The sequence below is a fragment of the Streptomyces niveus genome (assembly GCF_001723055.1).
In the GTDB taxonomy this organism is placed as follows: Bacteria; Actinomycetota; Actinomycetes; order Streptomycetales; family Streptomycetaceae; genus Streptomyces; species Streptomyces niveus.
The window spans coordinates 1-16061 of the sequence record NZ_MDCR01000076.1; the positions used below are offsets into that span (position 1 = coordinate 1).

The following is a 16061-nucleotide window of genomic DNA, read 5'->3' on the forward strand; positions in this document are numbered from 1 at the left end:
CCGCGGCCCTGAGCCGGGCGCTGACCGCACTGACCGACCGGCACGAGACCCTGCGCACCCGCTACCCCGAGCGCGACGGCGTCCCCTACCAGGACATCACCCCGCCCGGCAGCCCCGTGCCCGTCCCCGTGACGGACCTGACCGGGGTGCCCGAGCCCGACGTACGGCGTTTCGTTCTCGGCCTCGCCCAGGAGCCCTTCGACCTGGCGCGCGGCCCCGTGCTGCGCGCCAACCTGGTCCGCACCGGGGAGCGGGAGCACATCCTCGTCCTGGCGCTGCACCACATCGCCAGCGACGGCTGGTCCATGCCGATCCTCGTGGGCGAACTGCTGCATCTCTACGAGGCCGAGACCACGGGCCGGCCGGCGGAGCTGCCGGCGCTGGAGGTCCAGTACGCGGACTACGCGGTGTGGCAGCGCGGCCGGATGACCGGGGCGCTGCTGGACGAGCACCTGGCGTACTGGAAGGAGCAGTTGGCGGCGCTGCCCACCCTGAACCTGCCGGCCGACCGGCCGCGCCCCGCCGTCACCACCGGAGCGGGCGCGGAGACGGACCGGCTGCTCCCGCCCGCCGTACGCGACGGCCTCAACCAGCTGGCCCGCGCCGAGCACGTCACGCTGCTCACCGTGACCCTGGCGGCGTTCGGCGCGCTGCTCGACCGCTGGACCGGGCAGGAGGACCTGGTCGTCGGATCGGTCTTCTCCGGCCGTGAGCGCCGCGAGGTCGAGCCGCTCATCGGCTTCTTCGCCAACACTGTCGTGCTGCGCTGCGACACCTCCGGCGACCCCACCTTCCTCGAACTGCTCAAGCGGACCAGCGACCGCGTCATGGGCGCCCACCTCCACCAGAGCCTGCCCTTCGGGCGGTTGGTGGAGGAACTGGCCCCCGAGCGCGACCCCAGCCGCAACCCCCTCTTCCAGACCTCCTTCACCCTCCAGCACTCCGGAGTGGAGTCCGCGACCATCGCCGGCGTCGACGTCGGCGCGTATCCCATGGAGGGCGACACCGCCCGGTTCGACCTCGCCGTACAGCTCACGGAGATCCCCGAAGGACTCCGGCTCTGGGCCGAGTACTCCACCGATCTGTTCGACGCCGACCGTGTCGAACGGCTCCTCGGGCACTACGCGGCCGTCCTGGAGGCCGTCGTCGCCGACCCCGGCCTGCGGGTGAGCGAACTGCCCCTGCTCACCGCGGCCGAGCAGCGGAAGCTGGTCGAGTCCAGCGGCAACCCCGGTCCCGTGCCGGAGGGCTGTCTGCACGAGATGTTCGAGGCAGTGGTGGACCGCGCGCCCGACGCGCCCGCCACCTCCTACCTGGGAGAGCACCTCAGCTACCGGCAGCTGGAGGAGCGGGCCAACCAGCTCGCCCGGGCGCTCCACGAAGCGGGGGTCGGCCCGGAGACGGTGGTGGCTGTGCTGCTGCGGCGGGGCCCCCAACTGCCCACGGCGTTCCTCGGGATCCACAAGGCGGGCGGCGCGTATCTGCCGCTCGACCCCGACCACCCGGCGGAGCGCTGGGCCACCGTGCTCACCGAGGCGCGCTGCACGGTCGTGGTGACCACCGAAGACCTCGCGGGGGAGCTGCCCGCCGGGGTCACCGCGCTCCGCGTCGACGACCCGACCCTCAAGGAACGGCCCGTCGAGCGCCCCCACTTCGGGGTCCGCCCGGAGAACCTCGCCTATCTGATCTTCACCTCGGGCTCCACCGGCAAGCCCAAGGGCGTCCAGGTCGAGCACCGCTCCGTCGTCAACTTCACCCGCGCCTCCATCGACATGTTCCGGCTGGGCGAGGGCGACCGCGTCCTGCAATTCGCCAATCCCGCCTACGACGTCTCCCTCTTCGACTTCTTCAGCTCGCTGTGCGCCGGTGCGCAACTGGTGCACGCCCCCACCGACGTGCTGTGGGACACCGAGAAGCTGACCCGCCTCATGCGGGAGGAGCGGGTCACCGTCACCGACCTGCCGCCCGCCGTGCTCGGCCAGCTCGACGAGCGGCTCTTCCCCGACCTGCGGGCCCTGTTCGTCGGCCTGGAGGCGTTCCCCGGCGAACTGGTCAACCGCTGGAACACCGAGGGCCGCGAGTTCCACAACGGGTACGGCCCCACCGAGGCCACCATCGCCTGCATCGACTACCGGTGCCCCGACGGCCCGTACGACACCATGCCGCCGATCGGCACGCCGATGGCCAACTACACGGCGCACGTGCTGGACCGCTACGGCAACGCGGTGCCCGACGGGGTGCCCGGCGAACTGTTCGTCGGCGGCGTGGGCGTGGCCCGCGGCTACGCCCACCGTCCCGGGGCCACCGCCGAGCGCTTCCTGCCCGACCCCTTCGGCCCGCCGGGGGCGCGGCTCTACCGGACAGGTGACCTCGTCGTACGCGCCCCGGACGGGAACCTCACCTTCCTCGGCCGCGCGGACAACCAGATCAAGATCCGGGGCCTGCGTATCGAGCCCGGCGAGATCGAGCACGCCGTCGAGTCCCACCCGGCCGTCACCGAATCGGTCGTCGTCGCCCGCGGCGACGGCACCGCCGCACGGCTGGTGTGCTACTACGCCACGACCGACACGGCGGCGGACGGCGCGGCCCTGCGCGGCCACCTCGTCGACAAGCTGCCGGCCCATCTCGTACCGGCCGAGTTCGTCGCCCTGCCCGAGCTGCCACGGGCCGCCAGCGGCAAGCTGGACCGGGCCAGGCTGCCGGAGCCGGGCGCCCCGCTGACGTACCGGGCGGCCCCGCCCTCCACGGAGACCGAGCACAAGCTCGCCGAGATCTGGCACGAACTGCTGGACCCGGAGCTGGAGATCGACATCCACGCGAGCTTCTTCGCGGTCGGCGGCAACTCGCTCAAGGTCACCCAACTCGCCTCCCGCATCCGCGCGGCCTTCGGCGTCGAGCTGGAACTGCGCCAGCTCTTCGTACGCTCCACCATCGCCCAACTGGCCGAGCTGATCGAGGCCGACGAACTCGCGGGCGTCTCCGACGACGAACTGGACTCCCTGCTCGACCAGTTGGAGGAGACGACGTGACCCAGGCCCCGCCCGTCACCGGCATCGACACCTTCCGTGAAGAGGTGCACGCCTTCTTCGCCGGCGACACCGTCCGCCGCACCCTCGCCGAGGTGGCGGCCCACGCGCCCGGCGAGGAGGCCGCCGGACTGGAGGTCTACCGCGCCCTCGGGGAGCGCGGCTGGCTGGCCGCCGACTGGCCCCGGGAGTACGGCGGGCTCGGCCTGAGCCCCCGCGAAGCCGCCGTCGTCACCGAGGAGATGACGCTGGCCGGGGTCCCCGACGACGTACACGTACTCAGCATCGACATCGTCGGCAAATTCCTCCTCCTCGCCGGTACGGAGCGCCAGAAGAAGCAGCACCTGCCCGCGCTCGCCCGAGGCGAGCGGGCCGCCAGCGTGCTCTTCACCGAACCGGACGCCGGCTCCGACCTCTCCGCGCTGCGCACCAGGGCGGAGGCGGACGGCGACGGCTGGCGCCTGTACGGGACCAAGGTCTTCAACATGAAGTCGCAGTTCGCGGATGTCGCGCTCTGCGCCGCCCGTACCAGCGACGGCGCGATCGGCATGTACGGCATCACCCTCTTCCTGCTGCCGCTGCGCTCACCGGGCGTCCATGTCGAGCCCGTCCCCAGCGTCCAGAACGACCGCTTCAACCTCGTCGTGATCGACGGCGTACGGCTCACGGAGGCGGACGTCGTCGGAGAGGTCGACGACGGCTGGCGAAGCCTGAACGACCTGCTGCAACTGGAACGCACCGGAATCGACTTCCACGGCAAGGCGCGCCGCCTGCTCGACCTGGTGATCAGACGGGCGGCCGAGACCGGACGGCTGGCCGACCCGGTCCACGGCGTCCGACTGGCGGAGCTGGACGCGCGCCTGCGCGCCAGCCACGCGATGGCCTGGCAGATGGTCGACAATCTGGCCGCCGGTGCCCCCGACCCCGTGGCCTCGGCCATGTCCAAGTGGTACGCGGGCGAACAGTTCCGCCCCGTCCTCCAGGCCGGCCAGGAGATCGACGGCATGGGCTCCGTGCTCACCGCCTGGGACGGCGAGGCGACGGCGGACGGGGTGCTGGAGGCCAACGTGCGCCTCGGCCCGGCCCACCGGCTGGCCTCCGGAACCTCCGAGATCATGCTCTATCTGATCGCGACCAACGGACTGGGTCTGCTGTGAGCCTCACCGAACTCTTCGACGACGAGCTGATCCCCGTCCTGCGCCGCCTCGGTGACCGCCCCAAGGGCGCCGGGCAGGAAGCACCCAGCGAGGCGGACACCGCCGCCCGGGAGCTGGTCTGGGCCACCCTCGCGGACCTCGGCGAACTGCGCGCGCTGCTGCCCGTACGGCTCGGCGGACCCGTCGACGCACTGGCCCGCCTCGTGGCGACCGCCGAGGTGATGGGCCCGGCGCTGTTCCAGAGTCCCTTCCAGGACACCGTCCTCGCGGCCGAACTGCTCGCCGCCGACGGCCGCCACGACACCCTCCTGGAGCGGATCGCGGAAGGGACGCGCACCGTCGCGGTCGCCGTCCGCGAACACGGCACCGACGAACCGTCCCGCCCGGCGCCCCTGACGACGCACGACGGCCGCGTCAGCGGCACCCGACGGTTCGTCGCCTTCGCGCCCGACGTCGACCTGCTGCTCGTCGCCGGTGACCACGAGCACGCGCTGGTGGCGGCCGGGGCCCCGGGCCTGACCCTGCGGCGGCACGACGACATCGGCCGCGGCGACCTCCACCGGGTCACGCTGGAGCGCGCGGAGCCCGTCCCGGACGGCCTGCTGCCCCACGGCCCTTCGTACGGGCGCGCCCTGGCCCGCGCCCGGATCGTCCAGGCGGGCTATCTCACCGGACTGGTGCACGGAGCACTGGAGTTGACCGTCGAACGGGTCAAGAGCCGCAGCGCCTTCGGCCGGCCGCTCGCCCAGCACCAGGCACTCGCCCACCGGCTTGCCGCCGCGGCGGCCGAGGCCACGGTCGTACGGAGCTTCGTACGGTCCGTCGCGCGGGACGGGGACGCCGGACAGGACATCGGATCCACCGCCGCCCAGGCCCTGTTCCTCGCCGCCGACCTGGCGCGGGACGTGACGGCCGAGGCCGTCCATCTGCACGGCGCCGCCGGACTGACGGAGGAACAGGACATCTCCGTGTTCCACCGCCGCGCCGCCGTCGACACGCTGACACTCGGCAGCCCGACGGCGCTGCGGCGCGAGGTCGCCGCCCTGCTGGCCGCCCGCCACCACGTCCTGGGGGACTGACACGATGGCCGAACGACTCACCACGGATCCGCTGCCCCTGCTACGGGACCTCATCCGGATCGACACCACCAATCCGCCGGGCAACGAGCGCGCCTGCGTCGAGTACCTCACGGCGCGGCTCGCCCACCGCGACGAGCTGAACGTCAAGGTCCTGGCCCGCACCCCGGACCGGGCCAACCTCATCGTCCGCTTCCCCGGACGGGGCGTCGCGCCACCGCTGCTGCTGCACGGCCACAGCGATGTCGTCCCCGTCACAGGGCAGCGGTGGCAGCACCCGCCGTTCGCCGCCGAACTGATCGACGGCGAGGTGTGGGGCCGCGGCGCCGTCGACATGAAGGGCGGCCTGTCGATGATGCTGACCGCCCTCACCCGGCTCCACGAGTCCGGTCAACGACCCGCCGGGGACGTCGTCCTGGCCGTGGTCGCCGACGAGGAACACGGCAGCATCAACGGCGCCCGCTGGCTGACCGCCGAACACCCCGAGCTGTTCAGCGGTATCCGCTACGGCATCGGTGAGGAGGGCGGCGCCGGGCTCGACCTGGCGGGCCTGCGCATCCACCCCGTCGTCGTCGCCGAGAAGCGCGCCTGCTGGTACCGGGCCACCGTGCGCGGCCCCGGCGGGCACGCCTCCCGCCTCTCCCCGCCCGGCATGGCCGCCGGACAGCTCGGCACGCTGCTCACCCGGCTCTCCGGCGCGCGGCTCCCGCGCCATCTCGGGCCCGCCGCCCGGCGGATGCTGACCGACGTCGCCCAGGCTCTCCCCGAGGAACTGGCCACCGCCGTACGCGCCCTGCGCGACGACCCCACCGACGCGCCTCCCACCGGGCTCCCGCAGGCGGCGGCACTCCAGCTCGACTCGGTCCTGCGGCACACCGTGAACCCCACCGTGATCCGCGCCGGCGACAAGATCAACGTCCTGCCGGGCGAGGCGAGCGCCGAGCTGGACGGCCGCATCCTGCCCGGTGACCACACCAGGGAGGAGTTCGAGGCGGAGATCCGTGCCCTGATCGGCCCCGACGCCGAACTGGACCTGCTGGTCCAAGGACTTGCGGTACGTCAGGACCGCATCGCCGAGCCGATGTTCGGCGGCTTCTACGACCTGCTGACGGAGCTGACCAGCAAGGCCGACCCCGGCGCCGTACCGCTGCCGATGGTGACACCGGCCGCCACGGACGCCGGATTCTTCGCCGGTCTCGGCATCCGCTGCTACGGCTGGCTGCCGATGAACCTGCCCGCCGGGGCCGAGCACCGCACCCTCCTGCACACGGCCGACGAGCGGATCCCCGTCGAGGCCCTGGAGTTCGGCACGTCGCTTCTGACCGAGTTGCTGCGCGACTACCGCTGAGCGAGGACACCATGACCGAAGACCTGTACGTCCTGCCCGCCTCGTACGGCCAGCAGCGGCTCTGGCTGCTGGAGCAGATCGACCCCGACACCCCGCTGTACAACGAAGCGGTCGGGCTCCGGCTGCGCGGCGCCCTCGACACGGCGGCGCTGACCGCCGCGATGAGCGAGGTGGTGGCCCGGCACGAGGTGCTGCGCAGCGTCCTGGAACTGGAGGGCGCCGAGGTCGTACAGGTGGTGCGGGAGGCGGAGCCGCTGGCGCTGCCCGTGCACGAGGCGGACAGTCACGAACTGGCCCTGGCACAGGCGCGCGAACTGGCCGCCGTGCCCTTCGACCTGGGCCGGGGGCCCCTCGTACGGTGCCGGCTGACACGTACCGGGCCCGACGACCACCTCTTCACCGTCGTCGTGCACCACGCGGTCGCCGACGGATGGTCGCTGGGCGTGCTCCTGGCGGAGCTGACCGCGCTCTACACCGAGGCGGTGCGGGGTACGGACCTGTCCACCGTCCTGCCCGAACTCGCCGTCCAGTACGCCGACTTCGCCGCCTGGCAGAAGGAACGCCTCGACACGGGAGAGCTGGACGGTCAGCTCGACCACTGGCGTGAGCGACTGGCCGGTGTCGCACAGCCGGCCCTGCCCACCGACCGCGTCCCGCCCGCCGCGCCCGAGCGCGGCACCGTACAGGCACCGCTGCGGCTGCCCGCCGCGATGGTGCGCCAACTGCGCGCGGTCGCCGGCGACACCGGCGACGTCACGCCGTTCATGGTGGCCCTGGCGGCGTACGCGGTGGTGCTCGCCCGCTGGACCAGGAGCCCCGACGTGGTGGTCGGCCTGCCGTTCGCGGGGCGCGGCCAGGAGGAACTGGAGTCCCTGGTCGGGTTCTTCGTCAACACCGTCCCCGTACGCGTGGACCTCTCGGCGGATCCGGAGTTCACCGCTGTGCTGGGGCAGGTGCGCGCCCGGTGCGTGGACGCGTACGGGAACGCCGACGTGCCCTTCGAGTTGCTGGTGGAGACGCTCAAACTGCCCCGGCGCAGCGGTCGTACGCCCCTGACCCAGACGATGCTCGCCGTCAACAACACCTGGCTGCCGGACCGGGCGGAGGCGGCGGGAGTCACCATCGAGCCGACCACACTCCTCCAGGAGCGCGCCCACTTCGAGATCACCGTCGACCTGGACGGCGACGGGGACGAACTGACCGGCGCCGTCGTGCTCCAGGCCGACCTCTTCACGCAGGAGACTGCCGACCTGCTGGCCCGCTCGGTCACCGCGGTCCTGCGGGGGGCCGCCATGGCACCCGGCATCAAGGTCTCCGCGCTGCCCTGCCCGTTGGCCGACGAGCGCGCAGCCGCGCGGGAGGAGGAGGCGGTGACGGAGACGGCACCGGTCACCTCGACGCGGCCGGCCGGCCAGACGGGGACCCCTCGGTCGGCGACGGAGATCATGCTGGCCCGGCTGTGGACCGAGGTGCTGGAGCGGGACACGGTCGGGGTGCACGAGGAGTTCTACGCAGCCGGGGGGAACTCGCTGCGTGCCGTCCGTGTCGTCATGCGGGCCCGTGAGCAGGGTGTGGAACTCCCCATGGAACGCGTGCTGGGCGAGCACACCATCCGCGAACTGGCCGAACTGCTCTGACCGTCCGGCGGTGTGAGATCGACCGTCCGGTGAGGTGAGCTCAGTTGAGCTTGAGCTTCCACATCGTGCGGGTGGCCACCGGCACCACGGACGCGAACAGCACGAACGGTGCCAGCCACAGCGTCTCGCGGGCGCCGATCCCGTCCACCAGGACGCCGCCGATCACCGCGCCGAACGGAATGGACCCGAAACTGATCAGCCGGTAGGTGGCGTTCATCCGCGCGTGCAGCTCGGGGGGCGTCACCTTCTGGCGCACCGTCACCGCGATCACACTGCCCGCCGTGGACCCGCCGAAGCCGAAGAAGAAGCCGGCGGCCGACGCCAGATACACCGCCGAGTCGGGCCCGGCGAACGCCGGGAGAAGGAAGTAGGCCCAGGTGCCGAAGAACAGCGCCACCAGCAGCGCCTTCCCGTACCCGATCCGGTCGAAGAGGAACGGGATACCGAGCGCGCCACAGATCGCGCCGACACCGCCGACCACGCCCACCATCCCGAACGCGAACTGGCTCATGCCCAGATCACGGACGAAGTAGACGACGAAGCCGACGTTCACCAGCGAGCCACCCATGTTGTAGATGGCCGCGTGGAGGGCGATGGCCCGCACCGGAGGATTACGGAAGACGGCAGAGAAGCCCTCGACCAGCTCACGGCGGAGATTGCGCGACTCGGCCGGATCCTGCTCCTGCGCCTCTTCCCGGTGCCGCATCCGCAGCAGGGCGAGCGCGGAGACGAAATACCCCAAAGCGTTGAGGAAGATCACGCCGGCCGCGCTGGATATCCCGGCCAGCCAGCCGCCAAGACCCGGACCCAGCGTCGCGCTCACCGCCTGATCGGTGGTGAGCTTGCTGTTGGCCGAGCCGAGCGACGCGTCGGGAACGAACCGCGGCAGATAGGACCGCGCGGCGATGTCGTAGACCACCGTCAGCGCGCCGACCAGGGTCGCGACCACGTATATCTGCACCAGCGACAGCCGGTCCAGGAGCGCGGCCACCGGGATCGTGAGCACCAGCGCCCCCCGGAGGAGGTCGGCCACGATCATCACCGGCCGCCGCGCCCTGCGCTCCTGCCACACCCCGACGAAGACCGGCAGGGCGAAGAACGGGATCGTGTAGAACGCCTCCAGCAACCCGATCTGGGTGCCGGAGGCGTTCAGGGTGCTCACCATCACCAGCGGGAGAGCGAACAGCATCATCTCCGCACCGAGCTGGGAGACGAGATCGCCACCCCAGAACAGCTGGAAGTCGCGATCGCGTACGAGGCTGCGTTCCTTGCCCGCGGGCTTGGCGGCGATGGTCACGACGGATCGGCGGCCTTCTGTTTCGACGCCTGCTCCGCCTCGTACGCCGCCTTGGCCGCCGCGTACTCCGCCGGGTTGCCCTCGATGCAGAACTCGTTGCCCGCCGGGTCGGTCATGACCACCCAGCCACGGCCGTTCGGCTTGCGGCGGTCGTCCTCGATCTTCGCGCCGAGCGCCGTCAGCCGCTCCACCTCCTCGTCCCGCGGAAGCTCAGGGGCGAGGTCGAAGTGGATCCGGTTCTTGACCGTCTTGCCCTCCGGCACCCGCACGAACAGCAGGTCGGGATGGCCTTCCGGAGTGAGCACGCAGCTCTCGTCGTCGTCCGGCTCGTCCTCTTCGTCGATCGGCAGACCGAGAACCTGACTCCAGAACGTCGCCACCTCCAGCGGCAGATACGGAGGGGCGCAGTCAATCGTGAGGTGCCGGATGAAGGTGGGCACGTACGAACTCCTTGTCGGTGGGGGGCGGCACGGCCGTGACCGGCTCAGACCAGGGCACGTCCATGGGCGCCGAAACGCCGTCCGGACGAACTCCGCAGGTCCGCGCTCACGTTGATCCGTCGCAGCCAGCGGTCGGTCCCGTCGTAACGGGCCTGGAAGGGACGACGACCGTGCACCGCGCGCTTGTTGTCGATGATCAGCAGCTCACCGGTGGTCAGCGCGACGTCCTTCATGCACGCCGTGAACGCCTCGATGGTCGCCTCCAGGGCCTGCTCCGCGGCGGGGTCGTCCAGGCCATGTTGCATGAAGGCCGGGTCGATACGCACGTAAGGCGAGTCAGGGTCGCCACTGAGGATCGAGATCCGCTCCGGAGTCTGGTTCATCCGCTGGATCCGCGCGAACGCGTCCGCCTGCCGGCTGTTCGCGTCGAAACCGGTGGTCTCCGAGTTGAACGCCGCGGTGTGCGACTCGTCGGGCAGGATCACGAAGCGCTCCTCGAAGAGCACCTCCCGCTGCTCATCGGGCACCTTCAGATCCACCACCGGCGCGAACATCGTCGGCACCGCGTCAGGGTTGCGCAGACACAGCAGCATGACCCAGTCCGCCCGGTGCGGGTGGAACGCGTCCTCGTTGTGCCACTCCAGCAGTGACGCGGAGCTGGAGCCGAGCTGCTGCTCCTCGTGCCCCGCGATGGGGAAGACGTCGAGCACCAACTTGCCGCGCTGCTGCGACAGATAGGAGAACGGGTCTCCCAGCAGTGAGCCGATCAGCAGCAGCACAGCCGTCGCGGTGGTCACCTCGGCACCGCCGGGCACCGCCGTGTAATCGCTCGGCGTGGCTCCCACAGCCGTCTCGTCCACCGGCAGATTCGTCAGCACCAGACCGCCGTGCGGTCGCCCGGTGAGCCGGAACTCGGTCAGCACAGCCCGGAGCCGCTCGGGCAGCCGGTGCGCGTACACCGCCAGCTCGCCCAGCAACTCCTCGAAGGTCTCCGGCCGCTCCACCGCGTGTTCCTTGACGAAGGTCTCCGCCAAGGCGCGCAGCTCGATGTGCTCCGCCGTGCTCAGCCGCAGATAGGGCATGCCGTTCTGGTCGCTCAACGCTGCCTCGGCCATCCGAGCCTGGGTACCGCCCACGTCATCCTCCCCGCCCCGGTCCCGCAATCTCTTGGGTTGCCGGACAATGTTGATTCCGAGCATGTGCGAGGCGGTGGCGGACACACAGTCAGGAGGATTCCCGATGGCTGCCGCGGGCCGCGCCCTGTCACCATCACCGCGTCAACCGGGTGTGTGCGAGGGGTGAGCTGTGTACGACCACGAGGGCGGCTGGAACGACACGGTCCGGGAGTACGGCGAGGTGGCCGACCTGTGTGTGCACCAGGTCTTCGAGCGCTGGGCCAAGGAACGCCCCATGCTCGCCGCCTCCCGCTTCGAGGGCCGGCAGCTGAGCTACGCCGAACTGAACGCGCGGGCCAACCAGTTGGCGCGCCATCTGAACCGGCTGGGCGTCGGGCGGGAGAGCGTGGTCGGCGTGCTGCTGGACCGCGGACTCGACCTGCCCGTGGCCCTGCTCGGCATCCTCAAGGCGGGCGCGGGCTATCTGCCGATGGACGTCCTGCATCCGAGGAGCCGACTGGAGTATCTGGTACGCGACGCCGCCTGCGAGGTGGTGGTCACGGCGGGGGACGCGTACGACAGGCTTCCCGACGACGTGCTGCCCGTCCGGCTGGACGACGCCTCCGTAGCCGCCGCGCTGGTGGCGCAGCCGGAGGACGATCCGGGCTTTCCCGTCCACCCGGACAACCTGGCCTACCTGCTGTACACCTCCGGCACGACGGGACTGCCCAAGGGCACGCTGGTGCAGCACCGTTCGGTGGTCAACCTCGCCGAGTACTGCCGCCGGGAGTACCGGCTTGAGCCCCCGGACCGCATCCTGCAGTTCGCCAACCCGAGCTTCGACGTGAGCGTCTTCGACTTCTTCGCCGCCTGGTGCAACGGGGTGACGCTCGTTCAGGGATCGCGGCTGACACTGCTCGACCCCCGGGCGCTCACCGCGCTGATCCGGGACGAGAAGGTCACCGTCATGGACATCCCGCCGGCCGTGGCCCGGCTGCTGGATCCGGCGGGGCTGCCGGACCTGCGGGCCGCGCACATCGGGGGAGAGGCCCTCGCGGGGGAGCTGGCCGACCGGTTCCAGGCGCCGCACCGGAAGGTCCGTAACACCTACGGCCCCACCGAGGTCACCGTGACCTCCACCGAGTACCTGTGCCCGCCGGGGATGGGGGACGCGCTGCCGCCGATCGGCCGGCCGATCGAGAACCTGACGGCCCATGTGGTGGACGAGCGGGGGAACCCGGTCCTGGTGGGCGAGCCCGGCGAGCTGCTGATGGGCGGGGTGGGCGTGGCCCGTGGCTACCACGGGCGGCCCGCGCTGACCGCGGAGAGGTTCGTCCCCGACCCCTACGGGCCGCCCGGCGCGCGGCTCTACCACACGGGTGATCTGGTACGGCGGCGCCCGGACGGGCATCTGGAGTTCCTGGACCGGGTCGACACCCAGCTGAAGGTCAACGGCCACCGGGTCGAGCCGGGGGAGATCGAGGCCGTGCTCCGCCGCCACCCCGCCGTCCGCGAGGCCGTCGTCGATCTGGTCGGGAGCGGGGAGGACCCCACGCTGGTCGCTTTCCTGGTCGTGGACGGCGATTCCCCTACCACGGAGGAGGTAAGGGCCCATGCCCGCCCGCATCTGCCGACGTACATGATCCCGGCCCGTACCGTGGCGGTGGAGGAGCTTCCTCTCACCGCCAACGGCAAGGTGGACCGGCGCAAGCTGCGGGACCTCGTCAGCCCTGCGTGACGGTGAGCCGCTTGGCGTACAGGCTCTGGTAGTACGGCTCGTGGTGGGCCGCGAACTCCGCCAGCGTGGCGTTGTTCTCGACGGTGACCTCGTATGTGGCGGCGGCCTTGGTGAAGCCGCTGCTACGGCTGACGTCGGTGTGCCAGCGGTCCGAGCGGGCCCATTCCTCACGCTTGCCCGGCTGCCAGCTCAGTGCCTCCGTACGGTGCTCCAGACCCATCTCGGCCCAGTAGGCGGCCATGATCTCGGCCGGGTGGTTGACGAGGTCGTCGGAGTCCAGGACGACCGGTCGCTGCCCTGTCGCCACGGCCGTGTCGTACAGCTCGTGCATGTACTCCAGGCCGATGTGCTCGCGGGACATGTCCGGCTTCAGCGCGTAGAAGGAGGCGGCGACCTCCGCCGGGCGGCGGATCAGGAAGGTGTGCCGGACCTCGCGCAGGAAGTCCTTGTCCGCCTCGACCTCGGGGTAGCGGTAGTCCGTCGTCTCTTTAAGGAACACCCGCTGCCGGCCGGGGAGTTCGCGGATGGCGGCGATCAGTGCCTTCGTCGAGCGCACGGTCTCACCGCCCACCGTCGTCTCGCCGAAGTCCCTGAGATTGCAGAACGGCTCGTGGAGCCCCGTCAGATCCCCGCGCTCCACCGCCGACCGGAAGAACGCGGTCGACCGGGACCGGGGCGCGCTCCACAGGGCGATCACTCGGGGACCGGCACCGCCGTTGCTGCCGTCGCTGTCGACTTCGCTCACGTCGCGTCTCCTTCGTACCTAGGCTCGTGGTTCGGTGATTCGGCGGTTCAGTTGTGCACCGGTTGGGTGGTTCAGCGTTCCGGTTGTTCGTCGTTGCGTCAGACCTCGACACCGCGCATACCGGCGGCGTGCCCGAATCCCGAAGGCGTCCACACCAGGTCCTTCGGACGGGGGGCGACGAACGCGTCGGCGGGGGCGTCGGCGGCGTACGCGAACACCCGCAGCGGCAGCTTCTCCGTACCCCGGATCCGCAGCACCACCTCGAACGCGCCGTCCGAGGGCGCGACCAGATGGCAGCCCCACGTCCAGCGCGACTCGCCGGGGCGATTCGAACGGCCGGGCACCTTCTCGCCGTTGACCGTGACGTCGAGCAACTTCGCGGCGCCGGGGGCGGCGTACAGCGACATCCCGGTGGCCGCGGGGCCCTCGGAGCTCAGCCGCAGACGGACCTCGCGCACCCCACCGCTGTTCGCGCCGTCCTCGACGCCCACCACCGGTACGGGCGTCTTCCCGGCCCGCGCAGGACCCTTCCGGTAGCCGCCGGGCTGCGCGAGCGCGGGCACCTTGCCCGCCACCTCGGTCCGTTCACCGCGCACATGGCGCCCGACCCAGTCGTTGTCGGAGCCCGCCCCCGCGTACCAGCTGTTCTCGCCGGTGTCCGCGTCGTGCACGTACATCAGGTCCGCCTGCGCGGGGTGCCGCTCGTCCACACCGTCCACGGCCGCGCCGCCGCCCATCAGAAGGCAGCCGAGCAGCGCGCTCGTCACCAGCGCCACCGGCACCGAACGGCGCACCGGCAGGGGCAGCAGCCCCGGCAGCGCCGGCAGCAGCATCAGGGCGACGAACACCAGCACCGCACCGGAGAAGGCGAGTCCGGCCGTCGGGAACAGCACGGCCAGCAGCGGCGTGAACAGCACCACGCCCGGTACCGCCCCCGCGGCCAGCGCCCACGGCAGCCCGACGGAACCCTCCGCCAGCCGGACCGCGCAGGCCAGCCCCGCCGCCCCGAAGAGGGTGGGCCACAGGAACAGATAGCCGGCGCCCGGCACGAAGACGGCCGTCAGCAAGGTCAGCGCCGCCGACCAGCACAGCACCGCGGCGGCGATCGTCATGGCGTCCCGGCCGCGCCGCATCCACACCAGCCAGGACACACAGACGACCGCGGTCAGCACCAGCAGCCCGGCGACGGCCGGGCCAGGCCGGTAGGGGTCCCCGAAGAGGAAGTCGGCGTAGTGCGGCCGGATCAGCACCAGCAGCTCCCAGCCGAGGAAGCCCACCACCCCGGAGGCCAGGAGCGGCAGGGGAAGTGTCGCGGCGGCCAGGGCCAGGCCGCGTATCGCGCCCCGCCGGCGGGCCCACCACACCGCCGCCGCGCTGCCGGCCGCGGCGACGACGGCGAGCGCCGTACCCAGCCACACCGGGTAACGCGCCAGCAGTCCGAAGAGGGTGAACCAGGTCAGGTCACCGCCGCCGGATACGTCCAGCTCCTGCCCGGCGAGTCGGCGCGTCGCGGCCAGGACCGTGGAGCCCATGTCCTGAAGGACCTCCGGCCGCTGGTGGGCCAGATCGTCGCGCTCCATGTCGTAGTTGGCGGAGCCGCCGACGACGGCGAAGTTCATGCCCGTGTAGCCGGAGTCCTCGAAGACCGTGAAGTCGGTGTCGTTGGGCAGCAGCGCGTAGATCTCGTCGGAGACGGAGGTGGCGAACGGCGGCCGGCCGGCGAGCGCCGGGACATAACCGGCGGTGTCCGCGCCGGACTCGAACATCACCACCCGTCCGTCCGTGCCGCGCGCCTCCAGATTCAGCACGACCGTGTGCCGCGGATCGGCGGCGTCCTCGGACTCCGTGTAACCCCGGGCGCCCAGCGAGCCGATCTCCTCGCCGTCGGTGAGGAGGAACTCCACGGTGTTGCGCGGCGCCGGGCCCTGCGTGAGCGCCCGCGCCACCTCCAGCACCGTTGCCACGCCCATCCCGTCGTCCGTCGCGCCCGGACCGGTGAAGACGGAGTCGTAGTGGGCGACGACCAGGACCCGGTCCTCGCCGTCGGTGCCGGGGATCGTCGCCCGGATGTTCTCCGCGCTCCCCACCACCGCCGTCTGGTCCGGCTCGGCGGCCGACGCGGTCGCCGACCGCACCTGTGGTTCGAGCCCGAGGTCACGGAACTTCGCGACGAGATGGTCCCGGACGGCGTCACCGGCCGCCGAGCCGATCGGCCGCGGCTCGGTGGCGATCTTCTCGATCACCGGCCGGGCCCGCTCGGCGGAGAACTCGCGGGCGGACGCGTCAGCCGCGACCGGGGCCGGACCGCGCAGCGGCAGCAGCGCGAGCGCGCCCAGGACACCGAGCGCCACGACCAGCAGCAGAGAGCTGAGCCTGGTCGTCTTCGGGATGAGCTTGGTCAGCAAGGTGCCCTCCTCGGTCCTGCTGCCATGCTCCTGGCGCGGCCTCCCGCACGGTTGTCGGTCATATCCCCGACTGCCCC

At 71.6% G+C, this 16061-nt stretch carries 11 protein-coding genes; 6 read left to right on the plus strand and 5 right to left on the minus strand.

Annotated features, from left to right (window positions below):
* From BHU15_RS10935 to BHU15_RS10955, 5 genes are all read left to right on the plus strand, one after another.
* Positions 1-3029: non-ribosomal peptide synthetase (locus tag BHU15_RS10935; RefSeq protein WP_141726797.1), on the plus strand; the 3029-nt coding region annotated here is incomplete at its 5' end.
* A complete protein-coding gene (locus BHU15_RS10940; RefSeq protein WP_079128064.1) occupies positions 3026-4183 on the plus strand; it encodes an acyl-CoA dehydrogenase family protein in 1158 nt (385 codons plus the stop codon). The genes BHU15_RS10935 and BHU15_RS10940, both read left to right, overlap by 4 nt.
* A complete protein-coding gene (locus BHU15_RS10945; RefSeq protein ID WP_069627012.1) occupies positions 4180-5262 on the plus strand; it encodes an acyl-CoA dehydrogenase family protein in 1083 nt (360 codons plus the stop codon). The genes BHU15_RS10940 and BHU15_RS10945 overlap by 4 nt, the downstream gene beginning before the upstream one ends.
* 4 nt (positions 5263-5266) lie before the next feature.
* Positions 5267-6607, plus strand: a complete 1341-nt coding sequence (locus BHU15_RS10950) for a M20/M25/M40 family metallo-hydrolase (protein WP_069627013.1) — start codon at positions 5267-5269, stop codon at positions 6605-6607.
* A gap of 11 nt (positions 6608-6618) precedes the next feature.
* Positions 6619-8244, plus strand: coding sequence for a condensation domain-containing protein (locus BHU15_RS10955; protein WP_069627014.1), 1626 nt, complete (start codon positions 6619-6621; stop codon positions 8242-8244).
* Positions 8245-8284: 40 nt separating this feature from the next.
* Here BHU15_RS10955 and BHU15_RS10960 read toward each other — a convergent pair whose 3' ends face one another.
* The 3 genes from BHU15_RS10960 to gntD are packed head-to-tail and all read right to left on the minus strand — an operon-like array spanning position 8285 to position 11096.
* Entirely contained in the window at positions 8285-9541 is a 1257-nt protein-coding gene (locus tag BHU15_RS10960) for an MFS transporter (protein WP_069627015.1), read from the minus strand.
* Positions 9538-9981, minus strand: coding sequence for a VOC family protein (locus tag BHU15_RS10965; protein ID WP_023538921.1), 444 nt, complete (start codon positions 9979-9981; stop codon positions 9538-9540). The genes BHU15_RS10960 and BHU15_RS10965 overlap by 4 nt, the downstream gene beginning before the upstream one ends.
* A 44-nt stretch (positions 9982-10025) precedes the next feature.
* Positions 10026-11096, minus strand: a complete 1071-nt coding sequence (gene gntD, locus BHU15_RS10970) for a guanitoxin biosynthesis L-enduracididine beta-hydroxylase GntD (RefSeq protein ID WP_023538920.1) — start codon at positions 11094-11096, stop codon at positions 10026-10028.
* Positions 11097-11286: 190 nt separating this feature from the next.
* Between gntD and BHU15_RS10975 the strand changes: the two genes are divergently transcribed.
* Positions 11287-12834 (plus strand): non-ribosomal peptide synthetase, encoded by a 1548-nt coding sequence (locus tag BHU15_RS10975; protein WP_069627016.1) that lies wholly within the window; start codon positions 11287-11289, stop codon positions 12832-12834.
* Here BHU15_RS10975 and BHU15_RS10980 read toward each other — a convergent pair.
* Entirely contained in the window at positions 12821-13579 is a 759-nt protein-coding gene (locus BHU15_RS10980) for a sulfotransferase-like domain-containing protein (RefSeq protein ID WP_069627017.1), read from the minus strand. The genes BHU15_RS10975 and BHU15_RS10980 overlap by 14 nt on opposite strands.
* 98 nt (positions 13580-13677) lie before the next feature.
* Positions 13678-15984, minus strand: coding sequence for a M20/M25/M40 family metallo-hydrolase (locus BHU15_RS10985; protein WP_069627018.1), 2307 nt, complete (start codon positions 15982-15984; stop codon positions 13678-13680).
* Between the last annotated feature and the right edge of the window lie 77 nt (positions 15985-16061).